This is a genomic window from Micromonospora sp. L32 (assembly GCF_052068055.1).
GTDB classification, from domain to species: Bacteria; Actinomycetota; Actinomycetes; order Mycobacteriales; family Micromonosporaceae; genus Micromonospora; species Micromonospora purpureochromogenes.
Genome location: NZ_JBQHDD010000001.1, coordinates 717,754 through 736,171, shown reverse-complemented (window position 1 = coordinate 736,171; position 18,418 = coordinate 717,754). Strand labels below are relative to the sequence as shown.

The 18,418-nt window shown below is 74.8% G+C and carries 16 protein-coding genes and 1 pseudogene; 10 read left to right on the top strand and 7 right to left on the bottom strand.

All coding sequences use genetic code 11. The features are described 5' to 3' along the window. Positions 1-7: 7 nt before the first annotated feature. Both ACTMTB_RS03620 and ACTMTB_RS03615 read right to left on the bottom strand, forming a co-directional pair. Positions 8-742 carry a Type 1 glutamine amidotransferase-like domain-containing protein gene (locus tag ACTMTB_RS03620; RefSeq protein WP_441142419.1) on the bottom strand — a complete coding sequence of 245 codons (735 nt, stop codon included), beginning with the start codon at positions 740-742 and terminating at the stop codon, positions 8-10. 70 nt (positions 743-812) lie between these two features. Then, positions 813-1,352: a MarR family winged helix-turn-helix transcriptional regulator gene (locus ACTMTB_RS03615; protein WP_441142418.1), complete on the bottom strand. Its 540-nt coding sequence runs from the start codon at positions 1,350-1,352 to the stop codon at positions 813-815. A 52-nt stretch (positions 1,353-1,404) separates the two neighbouring features. Here ACTMTB_RS03615 and ACTMTB_RS03610 point away from each other — a divergent pair. After that, positions 1,405-2,226 (top strand): annotated as a pseudogene (locus tag ACTMTB_RS03610) (EamA family transporter); the annotation flags it as partial. A 77-nt stretch (positions 2,227-2,303) separates the two neighbouring features. Here the strand turns inward: ACTMTB_RS03610 and ACTMTB_RS03605 are convergent. Next, positions 2,304-2,753: a hypothetical protein gene (locus tag ACTMTB_RS03605; protein WP_257028147.1), complete on the bottom strand. Its 450-nt coding sequence runs from the start codon at positions 2,751-2,753 to the stop codon at positions 2,304-2,306. Between the two features lie 174 nt (positions 2,754-2,927). Between ACTMTB_RS03605 and ACTMTB_RS03600 the strand changes: the two genes are divergently transcribed. The 8 genes from ACTMTB_RS03600 to valS all read left to right on the top strand — a co-directional run bounded on the left by ACTMTB_RS03600 (position 2,928) and on the right by valS (position 14,152). After that, positions 2,928-3,437 carry a SigE family RNA polymerase sigma factor gene (locus ACTMTB_RS03600; protein WP_441142417.1) on the top strand — a complete coding sequence of 170 codons (510 nt, stop codon included), beginning with the start codon at positions 2,928-2,930 and terminating at the stop codon, positions 3,435-3,437. Next, complete coding sequence (locus tag ACTMTB_RS03595; RefSeq protein WP_441142416.1) at positions 3,434-3,913, top strand: hypothetical protein; 480 nt, start codon at positions 3,434-3,436, stop codon at positions 3,911-3,913. The genes ACTMTB_RS03600 and ACTMTB_RS03595 overlap by 4 nt, the downstream gene beginning before the upstream one ends. Before the next feature lie 152 nt (positions 3,914-4,065). Then, complete coding sequence (locus ACTMTB_RS03590; RefSeq protein ID WP_441142415.1) at positions 4,066-5,574, top strand: DNA-3-methyladenine glycosylase 2 family protein; 1,509 nt, start codon at positions 4,066-4,068, stop codon at positions 5,572-5,574. Further along, positions 5,571-6,080 (top strand): methylated-DNA--[protein]-cysteine S-methyltransferase, encoded by a 510-nt coding sequence (locus ACTMTB_RS03585; protein ID WP_441142414.1) that lies wholly within the window; start codon positions 5,571-5,573, stop codon positions 6,078-6,080. Before ACTMTB_RS03590 ends, ACTMTB_RS03585 begins: the two co-directional genes overlap by 4 nt. A 37-nt stretch (positions 6,081-6,117) precedes the next feature. Continuing rightward, positions 6,118-7,923 carry an ABC transporter ATP-binding protein gene (locus ACTMTB_RS03580; protein WP_441142413.1) on the top strand — a complete coding sequence of 602 codons (1,806 nt, stop codon included), beginning with the start codon at positions 6,118-6,120 and terminating at the stop codon, positions 7,921-7,923. Continuing rightward, on the top strand, positions 7,920-9,794 hold the full coding sequence (locus ACTMTB_RS03575; protein WP_441142412.1) for an ABC transporter ATP-binding protein: 1,875 nt from the start codon (positions 7,920-7,922) through the stop codon (positions 9,792-9,794). The genes ACTMTB_RS03580 and ACTMTB_RS03575 overlap by 4 nt, the downstream gene beginning before the upstream one ends. A 193-nt stretch (positions 9,795-9,987) precedes the next feature. Beyond that, positions 9,988-11,532, top strand: a complete 1,545-nt coding sequence (locus tag ACTMTB_RS03570) for a trypsin-like serine protease (RefSeq protein ID WP_441142411.1) — start codon at positions 9,988-9,990, stop codon at positions 11,530-11,532. A 55-nt stretch (positions 11,533-11,587) separates the two neighbouring features. After that, positions 11,588-14,152 carry a valine--tRNA ligase gene (gene valS, locus ACTMTB_RS03565; RefSeq protein WP_441142410.1) on the top strand — a complete coding sequence of 855 codons (2,565 nt, stop codon included), beginning with the start codon at positions 11,588-11,590 and terminating at the stop codon, positions 14,150-14,152. Positions 14,153-14,204: 52 nt separating this feature from the next. On the opposite strand, the gene ACTMTB_RS03560 is transcribed toward valS, so the two are convergent. Genes ACTMTB_RS03560 through ACTMTB_RS03545 form a run of 4 tightly spaced genes read right to left on the bottom strand, consistent with a single transcriptional unit; the run spans position 14,205 to position 17,659 of the window. After that, a complete protein-coding gene (locus ACTMTB_RS03560) occupies positions 14,205-14,915 on the bottom strand; it encodes an ABC transporter permease subunit (protein ID WP_441142409.1) in 711 nt (236 codons plus the stop codon). Further along, entirely contained in the window at positions 14,915-15,874 is a 960-nt protein-coding gene (locus tag ACTMTB_RS03555) for an ABC transporter ATP-binding protein (RefSeq protein WP_441142408.1), read from the bottom strand. The genes ACTMTB_RS03560 and ACTMTB_RS03555 overlap by 1 nt, the downstream gene beginning before the upstream one ends. After that, positions 15,871-16,752, bottom strand: a complete 882-nt coding sequence (locus ACTMTB_RS03550; RefSeq protein ID WP_441142407.1) for an ABC transporter permease — start codon at positions 16,750-16,752, stop codon at positions 15,871-15,873. Before ACTMTB_RS03550 ends, ACTMTB_RS03555 begins: the two co-directional genes overlap by 4 nt. Continuing rightward, positions 16,745-17,659 (bottom strand): ABC transporter ATP-binding protein, encoded by a 915-nt coding sequence (locus tag ACTMTB_RS03545; RefSeq protein WP_210779485.1) that lies wholly within the window; start codon positions 17,657-17,659, stop codon positions 16,745-16,747. Before ACTMTB_RS03545 ends, ACTMTB_RS03550 begins: the two co-directional genes overlap by 8 nt. Positions 17,660-17,836: 177 nt before the next feature. Here ACTMTB_RS03545 and ACTMTB_RS03540 point away from each other — a divergent pair, with 177 nt between their 5' ends. Continuing rightward, positions 17,837-18,415, top strand: coding sequence for a DM13 domain-containing protein (locus tag ACTMTB_RS03540; RefSeq protein WP_441142406.1), 579 nt, complete (start codon positions 17,837-17,839; stop codon positions 18,413-18,415). The last annotated feature ends 3 nt before the right edge of the window (positions 18,416-18,418 follow it).

The window sequence follows — 18,418 nt, the reverse complement described above, 5'->3', positions numbered from 1 at the left end:
CCGGCGCTCAGGCGGTGAGCAGCCGGGGTTCGATCCGGGTCTCCCGGGCGCCGCCCGCGCCGTCCGGGGTCAGCTCGTACGCGGCGACGCCCTCGCGGTCGGCGACCGCCTCGGCCAGCCGGGTACCCCGGTAGACCAGCCCCACCCCGTCGTCGGTGCAGTGGCTGACCGGCAGGGTGCCGTCGCCGACCAGCCGGTGCATCAGCGGGCGGCGCTGCTCCTCGCTGTCGTAGTGCACCCCGTTGCCGTACGGCAGCCACCCGAGGCCGTCGGTGAAGGCGCGCAGCGTGCGGCCGAAGCTGTCGGTGGCACCGCCGACGTGCCAGCAGATCGAACCGGCGGAGACGCCGCCGAGCACCACGCCGGCTTCCCAGCACTCACGCAGGATCTTCGGCAGGCCGTGCACCCGCCAGACGGCGCAGAGGTTGGCGACGCTGCCGCCACCGACCCAGATGATGTCCTGGGCGAGCAGGTGGTCCCGGATGTCGTCGACCGTCGGCATCGGGAACAGCGCCAGGTGGGAGGGGCGGAACCGGGTGCCGGCGAAGGCGCCGTAGAAAACGGTGAACGCGGTGGGCTGGTCGCCGACCGCCTGGTTGAGGTAGCAGATCTTCGGCTCGTCGGCCCCGGCCAGCTCGGCCATCAGGTCGAAGACCGGCCCGGGCTTCGCGTCCCAGGGGCCGCGGTCCCGGCTGCTGAAGCCCATGCTGGTCGCGACGATGGTGGGTTCGCTGGCGGGCACGGATGATCCTTCCGTCGGGCGGGGTGACGGCCTCATCCTGCGTCATGGCCGGCCCGGCCGTCGTACCTGGTCAGCCCGCCTCGGCGGCGGCGAGCAGCGCGCGCAGCAGGTCACCCAGGCGGGTCTGGTCCGCCGGGGGCAGGGCGTCGAGGATCCTCCGCTGCACCGCCAGCCCCGCCTCGGCGGCCTCCTCGACCGCCCGGCGGCCGGCGTCGGTCAGCGTGACCCGCAGCCCGCGCCGGTCGGCGGGGTCGGGCCCGCGGCGGACCAGCCCTGCCCGTTCCAGCCGGTCGAGCCGGCCGGTCATCCCGCCGGAGGTGAGCATCAGCGCGGCGGTCAGTTCCTTCGGCGCCAGCGTGTACGGCTCGCCGCTGCGGCGCAGCGCGGCCAGCACGTCGAACTCGCCACGGCCGATGCCCCAGTCGGCGTAGACCCGCTCCTGCGCGTCGCCGACGATCCGGGCCAGCCGGTAGATCCGGCCGAAGACCGCCATCGGCTCGGGCCGCATCCCGGCGCGCTCGCGGCGCCACTGCTCGACGATGAGGTCGACGTCGTCCCGGTCGGTCACCCCCGGATTGTGCCCCACGTCGCCCTTCCGCTTTTCGCTCACGGGTGATTAGCTTAGCACTAAGCTACTTACTGCAAAGAGAATCGAGTGCCCGATGAGCCGTCGCCGCACCGACATCGCGTTGACCGCCCTCGCGCCCACCGTCTGGGGCACCACCTACCTGGTCACCTCCGAGCTGCTGCCGCCGGACCGGCCGCTCTGGTCCGGCGCGCTGCGGGCCCTGCCCGCCGGGCTGCTGCTGCTCGCGCTGACCCGTCGCCGGCCGCACGGCTCCTGGTGGTGGCGGGCCGCCCTGCTCGGGGCGCTGAACATCGGCGCGTTCTTCCCGCTGCTCTTCCTCGCGGCGTACCGGCTGCCGGGCGGCACCGCCGCCGTGCTCGGCGCCGCCCAGCCGCTGCTCGTCGCCGGCCTCACCGTGCTGGTGCTGCGGGACCGGCCGCACCGGCTCGCCCTGCTGGCCGCCGTGGCCGCCCCGCTGGGCGTCGCGCTGGTCGTGCTCCGGCCGGATGCCGGCACCGACCCGCTCGGCGTGGCCGCCGGCCTGGCCGGCACCGCCGCGATGGCCACCGGGCTGGTGCTCACCCGCCGCTGGGGCCGCCCGGCCGGAATCAGCACCCTGGCCGCGACGAGCTGGCAGCTCACCGCCGGCGGCCTGCTGGTCACGCCGGTCGCCGTCGCGGTCGAGGGCGCGCCGCCGGCCCCGGACGGCCCGGCCCTGCTCGGGTACGCCTGGCTCGGGCTGGTCGGCACCGCGCTGGCGTACGTGCTGTGGTTCCGGGGCGCGGCGCGGCTGCCGTTGACGCAGGTCTCCGTGCTCGGCGCGCTGAGCCCGCTGACCGCCGCGGCGCTGGGCTGGATCGTGCTGGACCAGGCGCTGAGCCCGACCGCGCTCACCGGCTTCGCGCTGGCGGTGGCGGCGATGGTGGTGGCGCAACTGCCCGCCCGCCCCGGTGGCGCGGCGCCCGGACCCGTCGGCCGCCTCGGCGGGGCGGGTCAGCCGGCCAGGCGCCAGTCCGCCCCGAGGGCGTCGGCCTCCGGCAGCGCCCCGGCGGGCAGCTCGGCCGCCGCGGCCAGCGGCAGGGTGAACCGGTGCGCGGCGGACGGGCCGGCCGCGTACGACTCGCCGAGCATCCAGCGCACCTCGTCGGCCGTCCAGCCCAGCCCGCGCCGGCCGGCGATCTCGCGGACCAGCCGCAGCCCCGGGCGGGTGTCGTCGTCGTAGAAGCGCATGCACCAGTGGTGCGCCCACATGCCCAGCGCCCGCACGCCGGCTGGATCCAGCGACGCGGCGAGCCGGCCGCACGCCGTCTCCCCGAAGGGGCGCCCCGGCTCACCGACCCGGTCCCGCTCGATCGCCCCGTACGCCGCCGGCGCCACCGCCCGCATCCGGTCGTAGAAGCCCTGCACCACCGCGCGGTCGAGCCGTGCCCGCCCCGACCGCATCAGCGGGCACCCCGGCCGGCCACGCTCGCCATCGCCCCCGCACCCTTCTTGAGTTGGTGGCCGGACCGTACCGACCACTACCGACAATTTCTCGCGTCAGATTCCTTGCCCCGCAACGGATAGCTGGCCCGAGCTGCGGCGTCTGTATCGGTAGGAGCGGACCGGGGAGGATGCGTGGACGGGGACGAACGGGCCCGGCTGGCCGAGTTCGTGGCGAGCCGTACGCCGGCGCTGATGCGGGTCGCGTACCTGCTCACCGGCGACCGGCACGCGGCGGAGGATCTGGTCCAGTCGGCGCTGGCGCGGACGATCCCGCGCTGGCGGACGCTGCGCAACGCCGACCCCGAGGGCTACCTGCGCACGGTCATGTACCGGGAGCAGGTGAGCTGGTGGCGGCGGCTGCGCCGGTACCGGGAGTCGCTGCTCACCGGCGCGCACGAGGTGCCCGCCGCCGATCCCAGCGGCGGCACCGACCTGCGGCTGGCCATGCGGGCGGCGCTGCGGCACCTGCCGCCGGCGCAGCGGACCGTGGTGGTCCTGCGCTACTACGAGGACCTCACCGAGACCCAGGTGGCCCAGGTGCTGGGCTGCTCGGTCGGCACCGTCCGCAGCCGTACCCATCGCGCCGTCTCCCGGCTGCGCGAGCTCCTGCCGGATGTCGAACTCCTGGAGGTACGGCGATGACGTCCCCCCTCGAAGACCTGATCCGCGACACCCTGACCGACCTAGCCGAGGAGGCCCCGACAGTGCAGGACCAGTTTCCGCCGGCGGAACGACGAGCCCGGACCCGACGCCGCGCCACGGTGACCATGGGCGCGGTGGGCACGCTCGCCGCCGTCCTGATCGCCGCCCCGCTCGCCATCGCCCAGGCCGGCTCGGACGCCCCCCGCCCGGCCGCCCCCACCGCCCCGACCCCGTCGCCGCGCTCGGCCGAGCCGGTCCCCTCCCCCAGCTCCGACCCGACCCCCGCGCCCCGACCCCCGCTGCCCAGCCCGACCGCTCCGCAGACGCCCCCGCCGCCGGGCGTCCCCAGCCCCGCCAGAGTCGTGCCGTCGGAACCGCCGGCGGCCAGCCCGGCGCACCCCGGCGCGCCCCGGCCGCCGGGGGTGCCGAGCCCGATCGGCACCCGGACGCCGGGCCCCGCCCCGTCCCCGCGCTGACCCGCGAGGGCGCTCCCGGTCGCACCTGCGCCGGGGCGCGAACGGGATGCGCCAGGCGCCCCGGCCGACTCCCGGCCGGGGTGTCGGGCGTCGCCACGCCCAGGTCCGATTCCCGCGAGCCATCGGCCTGACCAGCGGGCATCATCGGTGGCGTGGAGTTGGACTTCGAACGGTGCTACCGGGCCGTGGACAGCCGTGACCAGCGCTTCGACGGCTGGTTCTACACCGGCGTGACGTCGACCGGGATCTACTGCCGGCCGTCCTGCCCGGCGATGACGCCGAAGCGGCAGAACGTCCGGTTCTTCCCGTCGGCCGCCGCTGCGCAGGGCGCCGGACTGCGTGCCTGCCGCCGCTGCCGCCCGGACGCGGCGCCCGGCTCGCCGCAGTGGGACGTCCGGGCCGACGTGGTGGGCCGCGCCGTCCGGCTGATCGCCGACGGGGTGGTCGACCGGGACGGCGTACCGGGGCTGGCCACCCGGCTCGGCTACACCGAGCGGCACCTGCACCGGATGCTCCGCGCCGAGCTGGGCGCCGGCCCGCTGGCGCTGGCCCGGGCCCAGCGGGCGCAGACCGCCCGCACCCTGATCGAGACGACCGGGCTGGGCATGGCGGAGATCGCCTTCGCGGCCGGGTTCGGCAGCGTCCGGCAGTTCAACGACACGGTCCGCGAGGTCTTCGGCACCGCCCCGTCGGAGCTGCGGGTGGCGCGGGGCGGCCGGCCGGTGGCGGGCGGCGCGGGGACGATCACGCTGCGGCTGGCGTACCGGCCACCGCTGCACGCCGCCGCGCTGCTGGACTTCCTCGCGCTCCGCGCGCTGCCGGGCGTGGAGGAGGTACGCGACGGGACGTACCGCCGGGGGTTGCGACTGCCGCACGGCGCCGCGGAGGTGACGCTGACCCCGGCGGCCGGCCACGTCTCGGCGACCCTGCGCCTGGCCGACATGCGCGACCTGGCCCCCGCGGTGGCCCGCTGCCGCCGCCTGCTCGACCTCGACGCGGACCCGCAGGCCATCGACGAGACCCTCGCCGCCGATCCGGCCCTGGCCGCCGCGGTGGCGGCCGAGCCCGGCATCCGCCTGCCCCGCGCGGTGGACGGATTCGAGGCGGCCCTGCGCGCCGTGGTCGGCCAGCAGGTCTCCGTCCGCTCCGCCCGCACCACCCTCACCCGCCTCCTCCAGGCCGCCCGCCCCCTGACCATCCCCGGTGATCATGAAGTTGTTGCCCCCGACGACGGCGTGTCGCGACAACAACTTCATGATCACGGCGCGGGCACGGCGGGCGGGCTGCGGGGGTTTCTTCGGGCGGAGGAGGTGGCGGGGTTGCCGGACTCGGCGTTCGGGATGCCGGCGGGGCGGCGGGAGACGGTGCGGGCGCTGGCCCGGGCCGTCGCCTCCGGCGAGATCGACCTCGACCCGGGCGGGGACCGGGAGGAGGTGGTCCGGCGGCTGACCGCCGTGCCCGGGATCGGGCCGTGGACCGCCGGCTACGTGGCCATGCGCGCCCTCGGCGACCCGGACGTCCTGCTCCCCACCGACCTCGCGGTAGGCCGGGGCGCCGCCGCCCTCGGCCTGCCCATCGACCCGAAGACCCTCGACACCCACGCCGAACGCTGGCGCCCCTGGCGCTCGTACGCGGTGATCCGACTCTGGAGAGCAGCATGAGCATCGACAGCACCGTCATCGACACTCCCGCCGGCCCGCTGAGCGTCCTGGCCGGCCCGGACGGGGCCGTCCGGGCGGCCGGCTTCACCCCGGCCCCGGAGAACCTGCTCCCGCTGGTGCACCCGAGCCTGCGCGGGGCGCTGCGGCACCGCACCGACCTCGGCCCCGTCACCGTCGCCGTCCGGTCCTACCTGGACGGTGACCTGACCGCCATCGACGGGGTGCCGGTGCGGCAGCACAGCGGCGGGGCGTTCATGACCCACGCCTGGGAGGTGCTGCGCGAGGTGAAGCCGGGCGATCCGGTGACGTACACCGGGTTCGCCGGGCTGGCCGGCCGGCCGGCCGCCGTACGGGCGGCGGCCGCCGCCTGCGCCCGCAACGCCGCCGCCCTCTTCGTCCCCTGCCACCGGGTGCTGCGCACCGACGGGACGCTCGGCGGCTACCGCTGGGGGCTGGACGTGAAGGAATGGCTGCTCGGTCATGAGCGGCGAGTGACGGCAAGCTGACAGCGGTGAGGCCGTCATCTGACGCTACCGTCGGGTAGTGCCCGCGCAGCGCGACGGCGACCCGACCCACCGGGTGGACGCCCGGCCGCGCCCGCTGCACAACCTCCGGCGACTGGGCCCCTACCTGCGCCCGTACGCGGGCGAGTACTGCTGGCTGCTGCTCGCGGCGCTGGCCGCCACCGCGGCCAGCCTGGCGGTGCCGCTGGTGGTGCAGCGGGTGGTCGACGGCCCGATCGCCCGGCACGACGCCGACGGGCTGCTCCGCCTCGGCGGCCTGGCCCTGCTGCTCGGGCTCGCCGAGGCGGTGCTGATTTTCATCCGGCGGTGGACCCAGTCTTCCTCCTCGGTGGGCATGGAGTCGGCGATCCGCGCCGACCTCTACGCCCACCTGCAACGGCTCCCGGCGGGCTTCCACGACCGGTGGCAGTCCGGCCAGCTGCTCTCCCGGATCACCAGCGACCTGTCGGTGATCCGCCGGTTCCTCTCCTTCGGCCTGCTCTTCCTGGTGCTCAACCTGATCACCTACCTCGCGGTGGTGGCCCTGCTGTTTCGGCTGCACGGCCCGCTGGGCCTGCTGGTGGCGGCCAGCGCGGTGCCGCTGTTCCTGATCAGTCGACGGTTCGCCCGGCACTACCACGCCGCGTCCCGACGGATGCAGGACCAGCAGGGCGACGTGGCCACCCTGGTCGAGGAGACCGCGCAGGGCCTGCGCACGATGAAGGCGTACGGGCGGGGGCCGGAACTGGTCGCCCGGTTCGGCGAGCGGGCCCGGGCGCTGCACGACACCGGCGTCGACAAGGCCCGGCTGCTGGCCCGTACCTCCGCGCTGTTCGACCTGGTGCCCAACCTGACCCTGGGCGTGGTGCTGGTCTGCGGGGCGGCGCTCGCCGCCCGGGGCACCCTCACCATCGGCGAGCTGGTCGCCTTCGTCAGTCTGCAACTGATGCTGATCTGGCCGGTGCAGTCGCTGGGCTGGATCATCGCGAACGCCCAGGAGGCGGCGACCGCGGCCGACCGGATCCAGGAGGTGCTGGACACGTCGCCGTCCATCGTGGACGCTCCACACGCGGTCACGCTCGCCCCGGCGGCGGTGCGGGGCCGGCTGCGCTTCGAGGGCGTCTCGTTCCGCTATCCCGGCGCGCCCGAGCCGGTGCTGCGGGAGGTCGAGCTGACCGTGGAGCCGGGCGAGACGCTGGCGCTGGTGGGCGCCACCGGCACCGGCAAGAGCACGCTGCTCTCCCTGGTGCCCCGGCTGCACGAGGTGACCGGCGGGCGGATCACGCTGGACGGGCACGACCTGCGCGACCTGCGGCTGGCCTCGCTGCGCCGGCTGGTCGGGGTGGCCTTCGAGGAGCCGACGTTGTTCTCCATGTCGGTCTGGGAGAACCTCACCCTGGGCCGCCCCGACGCCGACGAGGAGGAGGTCCGGGCCGCGCTGGCGCTGGCCCAGGCCGAGTTCGCGTACGACCTGCCGTGGGGGCTGGCGACCCGGGTCGGCGAGCAGGGACTGTCGCTCTCCGGCGGGCAGCGGCAACGGCTCGCGCTGGCCCGGGCGGTGCTCGGCCGGCCCGCGCTGCTCGTGCTGGACGACCCGCTCTCCGCCCTCGACGTGCACACCGAGGCGCTGGTCGAGGCGGCGCTGAGACGGGTGCTGCGGGACACCACCGCGCTGCTGGTGGTGCACCGCCCGTCGACCGTCGCGCTGGCCGACCGGGTGGCGCTGCTCGACGGGGGCCGGATCGTCGCGGTGGGGCGGCACTCCGAGCTGCTCGCCACCGTGCCGGCGTACCGGGCGGTGCTCTCCGCGGAGCCGAACTCCGCGCCCGGTCTGGTGCACTCATGACACTCCGGCTGCCCCGGCAGCGGGCCGAGCCACCCGAGGAGTCCCGCTGGCGGGGGTTGGCCACCGACCCGGACGCCGACCGCAGCCGCGCCGAGGACACCGCACCCGAGGCGGTGGCCCACCTGCGCGCCCGCAGCCGGGCGCTGCTGGGCGAGCTGCTGCGCCCGCACCGGGGCCGGCTGGGCCTGGCGGTGGGCCTGCTGCTGGCGCAGAACGCGGCCGCCATGTCCGGGCCGTACCTGGTCATGCTCGGCATCGACCGGGCCATCGCGCCGCTGCGGGCCGGCGACGCGCGCCCGCTGGCCGCCGTCGCCGGCGCCTTCGTGGTCGCGGCCGTGACCGAGTACGCGGCCCGGCGCGGCTTCCTCACCCTCTCCGCGCGGATCGGCCAGGCCGTCCTGCTGGAGCTGCGCCGGCGGGTGTACGGGCACTTCCTGCGCCTCTCCGTCGGCTTCCACGAGCGCTACACCTCCGGCCGGGTGGTGTCCCGGCTGACCAGCGACCTGGAGTCCATCGCCGAGCTGGTCGACGGCGGCATCGACAGCCTGGTGACCGCCGCACTGTCGGTGCTCTCCGTGGCCGCCATCCTGCTCTGGCTGGACCTGCCGCTGGCCGCGGTCACCCTGCTCGCCTTCCCGTTCCTCTACCTGCTGTCGCGCTGGTTCGCCCGCGCGTCCGCCGACGCGTACCGGCGCAGCCGGGAGGCGGTGGCGCTGGTCATCGTGCACTTCGTGGAGTCGCTGCGGGGCATCCGCGCCGTGCAGGCGTACCGGCGGGAACCGCGCAACCAGCAGATCTTCGGGGCGGTCAACGACGGGTACCGGCGGGCCAACCTGCGGGCGTTCCGGCTGATCGCCACCTACTCGCCGGGGATCAAGGTGATCGGCAACGTCACCGTCGCGGTGGTGCTCGGGTACGGCGGCTGGCGGGTGCTCGGCGGCGCGACGGAGGTGGGGGTGCTCGCCGCCTTCCTGCTCTACCTGCGCCGCTTCTTCGAGCCGATGCAGGAGCTGAGCCAGTTCTACAACTCGTTGCAGTCGGCGACGGCGGCGCTGGAGAAGCTGGCCGGGGTGCTCGACGAGCGGCCCGGCGTACCCGAACCGGCACAGCCGGTGCCGCTGCCCACCGGGCCGGGGCGCGGGGCGGTGGCGTTCCGGTCGGTCTCCTTCGGCTACCGGCCGGGCACGCCGATCCTGGTCGGGCTGGACCTGCGGGTGCCGGCCGGGCAGACGGTCGCGCTGATCGGGCCGACCGGGGCGGGCAAGTCCACCGTCGCCAAGCTGCTGGCCCGCTTTCACGACCCGGACAGCGGCGCCGTCGAGCTGGACGGGATCGACCTGCGCGACCTGGCCGACCCGGAACTGCGCCGCGCGGTGGTGCTGGTGACCCAGGAGAACCACCTGTTCAGCGACACGGTGGCGGAGAACATCCGGTTCGGCCGCCCCGGCGCCGACGACGCGGCGGTGCAGGCCGCCGCGCGGGCGATCGGCGCGCACGACTTCATCGCCGCGCTCGGAGACGGGTACGCCACCGAGGTGCACCGGCGCGGCGGCCGGCTCTCCGCCGGGCAGCGGCAGCTCGTCGCGTTCGCCCGGGCGTTCCTGGCCGACCCGCGGGTGCTGATCCTCGACGAGGCGACCTCGTCGCTGGACGTGCCGACCGAGCGGCTGGTGCAGCGGGCGCTCGCCACCGTGCTGCGCGACCGCACCGCGCTGGTGATCGCGCACCGGCTCTCCACGGTCGAGACCGCCGACCGGGTGCTGGTCCTCGACGGGGGTCGGGTGGTGGAGGACGGACCGCCCGCGCGGCTCGCCGCCGCCGGTGGCCGGTACGCCGCCCTGCACCGGCAGTGGCGCGACTCGCTGGTCTGAACCGCCGGTCCCCGGGCGCTGTCGCGACGACGCGGGCAACCCGGGGACCCGTCCCCCGGCTAGACTGCCGGGCGTCGATCGGCCCGGCGATCGCCCGAGGGCGACGCCCGGTGGGACCGGTCAGGCACAGCCGAACACACGGGGAGGTTGCGGCGTGCGGATCCGACGACGAGTGGTTGTCGCGGCGGCATTGGTGATCAGCACGGTGGGCGCGGCGACGGTCGCGCTGACCAGGGAGGGCGACGCCGGTGCCACACCGACCGCCGTCTCGGCGGCCGGCGACCTGTCGGCGACGGCCGGTGCCGCCCCGGCGGACACGCCGCCCAGCGCGGACAGCGGCATCGGCAGTCGAGCCGGGGCGACGCGCTCCACGTCGGACGCCCGACCGGTCACCGCGGTCGGGCGGCCCGCCGGGGAGGTGGCGAAGGACGCGCCGGCCTCGGTGGCCTACCTGAGCGACCGCTACCGGGTCAGCCAGGACGAGGCGGCCCGCCGGGTCGCTCTCCAGGAACTTTCCGCGCCGCTCGCGGCCACCCTCGCCGCGAGGTACCCCGCCGAGTACGCCGGCATGTGGCTGGACCAGGCCGGCGGCGGCGTCCTCACCATCGCGGCCACCGACCCGGCCCCGGTCGCGAAGGCGGTCACCGGGGTGCCGGACGCCGCCCACGTGAAGGTCGTCCCGGTGCGCCACTCGCTGCGCGAGCTCACCGAGGCGGCGACCCGCGTGGCCGGCGCGCTCGGTGCGACCGCGGGCACCGACGTGGTGGTCGACGAGCAGGCCAACGAGGTCCTGGTCCTCACCGGCGGCGCGGTCGCGGCGGACGACGCCCGACTGGCCGGCGCGCTCGAGTCCGCCGGGGTGCCGGCCCGGACCCGGCAGCTCCCGCCCTCGATCGAGAAGGCGCCGTGCGACCCGCGCTACTGCGCCCAGGCGCCGATGCGCGGCGGCATCCGGCTGGACGTGCCCCGCGACGACGACACGGTCGGCGGCTGCACCAGCGGCTTCAACCTGCGGGCGCGGTCCGGGCGGTACTACGTGCTGACCGCCGGGCACTGCGTGGTCGGCGGGCGGCACACAGAGCTCGACCGGACCTGGCACCAGTTCCTCGGACCGAAGGTGCCGGTCGGCGTGGAGTCCACCAGCCCGGTGCTCGCCGAGAACAACACTACCTACGACTACGCGGTGATCCCGTACCAGAACGGCGCGATCGACCGGTGGGCGTACCCGCGGCGGAGCGGCGGCGACCAGGCCAGCCTGGTCAACTACTGGTGCGTGACGGACAACCCGGCCTGCGCCACCAAGGGCAGCCGCGACGTGAAGATCACCGGGTACACCCCCTACAGCGCGGTGCAGGTCGGCTGGGTCGTCTGCGCGACCGGCTCGGCCTACACCCCCAAGGCGGGCGAGGTGTACGTCGACTCGGGGGCGGGCGAGGGTTACGTTCCGGGTACCCGCTGCGGCACGGTCACCAGCAAGACCAACGGCCGTATCAACGTGCGGGTCTGCGCCCGCCCCGGTGACAGCGGCGGCCCGCTCTTCACCGAGTCGGACGGCCGGGCGCTCGGCATCCTGAACGACGGGGACCCGGGCAGCGGCGCCTGCACGAACCCGAACGAGCAGAACTACTACATGCCGGTCTCCACCATCCTGGACCGGGTGAACGCCAACACCGGCCTCGGCATCCAGCTCGCCACCCGCGGCCCGCTGCTCAACCCGATCGGCTCCTCGAACCGTTAGGCGACACCCCGGATAAGCCGTGGGCAGGGCGACGTGGGCTGCCTACGATCGACCGATGACTGATACGGCGAGGACGGCCCGCGCCGGCGTCCCCGAGCGTCCGACCCTGGACGGGCTCGAGGAGACCTGGGCGCGCCACTGGCAGGAGGAGGGCACGTACGCGTTCGACCGCTCGAAGGAGCGGTCGGACGTGTACGCGATCGACACCCCGCCGCCGACCGTATCGGGCGAGCTGCACATGGGGCACGTCTTCTCGTACACGCACACCGACATGGTGGCCCGCTTCCAGCGGATGCGCGGCCGGACGGTCTTCTACCCGATGGGCTGGGACGACAACGGCCTGCCCACCGAGCGCCGGGTGCAGAACGTCTACGGGGTGCGCTGCGACCCGTCGCTGCCGTACGACCCGCACTGGCAACCGCCGGCGACGCCGGTGAGCGAGGAGCGGCGCAAGGACCCGACACCGATCGACCGGCGCAACTTCGTGGCACTGTGCGAGCGGCTGACCGCCGCCGACGAGCAGGTCTTCGAGGCGCTGTGGCGGCGGCTCGGGCTGTCGGTGGACTGGTCGCTGACGTACACGACGATCGGGCGGGTGGCGCGGGCGACGAGCCAGCGGGCGTTCCTGCGCAACCTGGCCCGGGGCGAGGCGTACCAGGCGGAGGCGCCGACGCTCTGGGACGTCGGCTTCGCCACCGCGGTGGCCCAGGCGGAGCTGGAGGACCGGGAGCGGCCCGGGGCGTACCACCGGCTCCGGTTCACCGGGCCGGGCGGGCGCGAGGTGCTGATCGACACCACCCGCCCGGAGCTGCTGCCGGCCTGTGTGGCGCTGGTCTGCCACCCCGACGACGAGCGATACGCGGACCTGGTGGGCAGCTCGGTGCGTAGCCCGGTCTTCGCGGTCGAGGTGCCGGTGCGCGCGCATCCGGTGGCGGACCCGGCCAAGGGCACCGGCATCGCCATGGTCTGCACCTTCGGCGACCTGACGGACGTGACCTGGTGGCGGGAGCTGCAGCTGGACACCCGGGTGGTGATCGGCCGGGACGGCCGGCTGCTGCCGGAGCCGCCGCACGGGGTGCCGGCCGAGCCGTACGCCGCCCTGGCCGGGCAGACCGTCAACGGGGCCCGGCGGACCATGGTGCAGCTGCTGGCCGACGCCGGTGACCTGGTCGGCGAGCCGCGCGCGATCACCCACCCGGTGAAGTTCTACGAGCGCGGCGACCGGCCACTGGAGATCGTCTCGACCCGCCAGTGGTACCTGCGCAACGGCGGGCGGGACGCCGGCCTGCGGGAGCAGCTGCTGGCCCGGGGCGGCGAGCTGCGCTGGGTGCCGGAGCACATGAAGCACCGGTACGACCACTGGGTGGGCGGGCTGACCGGTGACTGGCTGGTCAGTCGGCAGCGCTTCTTCGGGGTGCCGGTGCCGGTGTGGTACCGGCTCGACGACGTTGGCGAGCCGGACTTGTCCCACCCTCTCACACCGGACGAGGCGATGTTGCCGGTCGATCCGTCCAGCGATCCGGCGCCCGGTTTCGAGGAGTCGCAGCGCGGGCTGCCGGGTGGCTTCGTCGGCGACCCGGACGTGCTGGACACCTGGGCGACCTCCTCGCTGACCCCGCAGATCGTCGGCGGGTGGGAGACCGACCCGGACCTGTTCAGCCGGGTCTTCCCGATGGACCTGCGCCCGCAGGGGCAGGAGATCATCCGGACCTGGCTCTTCTCCACTGTGGTCCGTGCCCACCTGGAGCACGGCGTGCTGCCCTGGCGGGACGCGGTGCTCTCCGGCTGGATCCTCGACCCGGACCGGAAGAAGATGTCCAAGTCCAAGGGGAACGTGGTCACCCCGATGGCGCTGCTGGAGCAGCACGGCTCCGACGCGGTGCGGTACTGGGCGGCCAACGGCAAGCCCGGCATGGACCTGGCCTTCGACCCGGCGCAGATCAAGGTGGGCCGGCGGCTCGCCACCAAACTGCTCAACGCCTCCCGGTTCGCCCTGGGGCTGGGCGCCGCGGACGCGTTGCGCGCCCCGGCGACCGCGCCGCTGGACACCGCCATGCTCGCCGAACTCTCCGGCGTGGTCGCCGCCGCGACCTCCGCCTTCGACTCGTACGACCACACGGCGGCGCTCCAGGTCACCGAGGCGTTCTTCTGGCGGTTCTGCGACGACTACATCGAGTTGGTGAAGGAGCGCGCCTACGGCTCCGGGCCGGGTGCCGAGTCGGCACGGGCGGCGCTGGCCACCGCGCTGTCGGTGCAGTTGCGGCTCTTCGCCCCGGTGCTGCCGTACGTGGCCGAGGAGGTCTGGTCCTGGTGGCGGTACGGCTCGGTGCACCGGGCCACCTGGCCGACCACCTACGAGGTGGGGCGGGCGGTCGAGGGCACCGCCGACCCGCACCTGCTGCGGCTGGCCGGGGACGCGCTCGGCCAGGTGCGCCGGGCCAAGTCGGAACGGAAGCTGTCGATGAAGGCGGAGGTGCCGCTGGCCGAGGCGCTCGGCCCCGCCGCCCTGCTGGAGCAGCTCACCCTCATCGCCGACGACCTCCGCGCCGCCGGCCGCATCGCCAAACTCGACCTGCTCCCCGACCGCACCCCCGAACTCGTCATCGCCTGCGCCTTCTAACCCCCACCGCCCCGCCCCGCTTCGCTTCGGCGGGGCGGGGCGGTGCGGGCGGTCAGCTGGTTTCGCCGGCCATGGAGAAGGAGCGGAGGCGGTCGATCGCCAGGACGGTGAAGCCGACCGCGACGACGCCGGTCAGCACCGCCGCGACGGGGACGGAGACGGTGGCCGACAGCAGGTCGGTGGGGGCCATCCGGTCGGCCATGGCGACCACCCACTGCTGGACCGAGAGCACCTTCGTGCCGCTGACGAAGTTGCCCAGCAGCCCCTCCCAGATCAGCACGTAGACCAGCCCGAGCAGGACCGGCCGCCGGGTGAGCAGGCTCAGCGCCAGGAACAGCGCCGAGTACGCCAGCGCGCCGAGCGCCGAGGCGGCGGCGAGGGCCAGCCCGAGGCGTACCGAATCGGCGAGCACGCCCGCGACGAAGAGCGGCACGGCGACGGTGGTCGCGCTGACCACGGCGGCCACCGCCAGCTTCGGCAGCACGATCTGCCAGCGCGGCAGCGGCTTGGTGAGGATGTGCACCACGGTGCCGTCGTCGATCTCGGCGCCCAGCACGCCGGTGCCCACGATCAGGGCGACCACCGGCAGCACCACGGCCAGGCCGAGGCCGACCAGCACCGGCGGCCCCCAGTCACCCGGCTGGACCCCGAGCGACCGGCAGAGCATCGCCAGCCCGAGCAGCAGGAGCGGCAACGGCAGCAGGATCAGGAAGCGACGCCGGCCGAACAGCCCGCGCGCGGTGATCCAGGAAACGGTCGACATCAGGCCTCCACCAGGTAGGAGAAGACGCTCTCCAGGGACTCGTCCTCGGGCAGCAACTGCCGGACCCGGACGCCGTGGGCCAGCGCGATCTTCGGCAGCGCCCGGGTGAAGGCGCCGTAGTCGCCGGCCTTGACGGTCAGGCCGGTGCGGTCCAGCTCGACGCCGGTGACCGAGGGCTCGGCCATCAGCGCGACCGCCAACCCCCGGTCGTCGGTGGAGCGGACGGTGAACACGTGCGGCCGGTTGGTCATCAGCCGGCGAATGGTCCGGAAGTCCCCGGAGGCGGCGAGCCGGCCGGCCACCATCACCTGCACGGTGCCGGAGACCTGCTCGACCTCCTCCAGGATGTGCGAGCTGAACAGGATCGTCCGGCCCGCGTCGCCGAGGGAGTGCAGCAGCCCCATCATGTGCAGCCGCTGGCGCGGGTCCATCCCGTTGAACGGCTCGTCGAGCAGCAGCACCTGCGGGTCGTGCACCAGCGCCGCGGCGACCCGGGCGCGCTGCCGCATGCCCTTCGAGTACGTCCCGATCCGCCGGTCCTGGGCCCCCTCCAGCTCGACCAGGGCGATCGCCCGTCGGGCTGCCGCCGCCGGGTCGGGCAGCCGGTGCAGCTTCGCGCTGGCCAGCACGAACTCGTACGCGGTGAGGAAGGTGTGCACCGCCTCCCGCTCGCTGACCAGCCCGAGCCGGCGGTAGACCTCCGGGTGGCGCCAGGTCGGCTCGCCGTCCAGGGTCACCGCGCCCCGGGACGGGGCGAGGAAGCCGGCCATCATGTGCAGCAGGGTCGTCTTGCCGGCGCCGTTCGGGCCGAGCAGGCCGGTGACCCCGGGGCCCAGCCGCATGGTGATGTCGTTGACCGCCACCACGTTGCCGTACCAGCGGGACACCCCGGCCAGGTCGAGGGTGCTGGTGGCGGTGGTCGGGACGCTCGCCGTGGGATCGGCGCTGATCGTGGTCATCGGGCGGCCACCTTCCGGTATCGCAGCAGCAGCAGGGCGACGCAGCCGGCGACCAGCAGCATGGCGGCGAGGGCGTAGACCGGGCCGAAGCCGCCGATGTCCGGTCCACCCTGGTCCTCGGAGACCAGCAGGTCGCCCAGCGACCAGATGCCGACCCCCTGCACGATGGTCGACGGCGAGCCGAGTCCGGCCAGCTCGTTGACGGTGCGGGAGGGCAGGATGGACAGGGTGCCGACGATCGGGGTGGTCATCAGGAAGACCGCCACGATCCCGCCGGCCGCGAACGCCCGCTTGCCGGTGAGCGAGGCGACCAGCAGGCCGACCGAGGCGAAGACGACCGCCCAGAGGCCCGCGTAGAGCAGCCCCGGCAGCAGGTCGAGCAGCTCGTTCCAGACGCCGCGCATCCCGTCGCCGGTGGTGAACGCCGCGCCGAGGAACATCACCAGCTGCGGCGCGCCGAGCAGCAGCCAGAGCGCGCTGACCAGGGCCAGCAGCTTCGCCAGGGCGTAGTCGCCGCGCGGCAGCGGCCGGGAGAAGTACAGCGGCAGCACGCCGCTGCGCAGGTCCCGGGAGACCAGTTCCGGCGCGGCCACCGCGGCGAAGAAGATGACCAGCCAGCTCATCGAGTCGGCGAACTGGGCGTACGTCATCACCACCTCGCCGATCTGGCTGCGGACCGCGGTGGCGCCGGCGGCCACCAGGGTGACGATGCCGACCACCAACCAGGGGAAGATCTTGGCCTTGGCGCTGCGGCCCAGCCCGAAGGCGGTCCGCAGACCGTGCAGGTAGAGCGCGCCGAAGACGTGCCGGCGGCCGAGGCGGGGGCCGGTGTAGCGCTGGTAGCCGATGTCGTGGATGACGCCGGTCGGCTCAGACATGACTGGGCTCCCTCGTGGCGAAGAGTTCGGCCACCCGGTGCCGCCGCTGGTCGAGCCGGTGCAGCGGCAGGTCCAGCTCGGCGACCGCGCCGAGGATCAGGTCGTAGGTGGCCTCGTCGGCGAGCGGGACGAGCAGCATCCGCCCGTCCCGGCTGACCGGCAGGTCGAGCGCGGCGAGCCGGGTGGCCAGTTCCTCCGTACCCTCGCTGACCTCGACGGCGAGCACGTCGGTGGCGGAGGTCATGGCGGCGATCGGGCCGGCCCGCAGCAGCCGCCCGCCGTCGATGGCGACCAGCGTGTCGCAGATCCGCTCCACCTCGCCGAGCAGGTGCGAGCAGACCAGCACGGAGATGCCGAACTCGGTGCCGATCCGGTGCACCAGCGCGAGCATGTCGTCCCGGCCGGCCGGGTCGAGGCCGTTGGTCGGCTCGTCGAGCAGCAGCAGGTCCGGGTCGTGCACCAGGGCCTGGGCCAGCTTGACCCGCTGCTTCATGCCGGTCGAGTAGCCGCCGACCGGCCGGTAGCGCTCCTCGTAGAGGCCGACGTGCCGCAGCGCCTCGGACGCCCGCTCGCGGGCCGTCGTCCGGGGCAGGCCGCTGATCCGGCCGAGGTGGGTGACCAGCTCGGCGGCGGTGAGGTCGGGCGGCAGCGCGTCGTGCTCGGGCATGTAACCCACCCGGGCCCGTACGGCCGCCGGGTCGGTGGTCGGGTCGAGGCCGAGGACGGAGACCCGGCCGCTGGTCGGGGCGAGCAGGCCCAGCAGGATCTTGATGAGGGTCGACTTGCCGGCGCCGTTCGCGCCCACCAGGCCGATGATCCCGGGCTCCACCGCGACGGTCAGGTCGGCCAACGCGGTGATCCGACCCCCGTACGTCTTGGTCAGCGACTCGGTCGCTATGAGTGTCACGCCCGTCAGCGTAGGAAGCCGACGCCCGTGGGGGTATCAGGAATCGCCCGGGGTCGTCCCTGAGAACCCGTCCGGGGGACACGCCAGATTCCGCGCCTCGGGCGCGAGCGGCCGGTAAGGGTTTCGTAACCCGGCGGCGCGATGACCGGGGCGGCCCGGCCCGGCAGACTGGACGACGTGGTCACTCGCCTGCTGCGTACTCCGCTGACCTGGGCCGTCGTCGTCGTGCTCGCCGCCGGGGCGGCCGTCGGGCTGTGGTGGTTCCAGCCCTGGAAGGCGGTCACCGACACCCGGGTCGCCGAGCGGCTGTCCGACGTGGACGTGGCCGCCACGCCGTCGGTCGGTCCCACGCCCACGGGGGGCGCGGGACCGACCGGGCCGACGCCGACCCCGGCGGGGCCGACGCTGCTCAGCCGGGGAGAGTTCGTCACCCACGAGCACGACACCTCGGGCGCCGCCCGGGTCGTCCGCGCCGGCGACGGGCGGCACCGGCTGGAACTGGTGGGCCTGGCCACCTCCAACGGCCCCGACCTGCGGGTCTGGCTGACCGACCAGCCGGTACGCGCCGGCCGGGCCGGCTGGGACGTCTTCGACGACGGCCGGTGGGTCGAGCTGGGCCGGCTCAAGGGCAACCGTGGCGACCAGGCGTACGACATCCCGCCGGGCACGGATCTGGCCGGGCTGACCAGCGTGTCCATCTGGTGCAAGCGGTTCGCGGTCTCGTTCGGGGCCGCCCCGCTCACCCCGACCGGTTGAGCC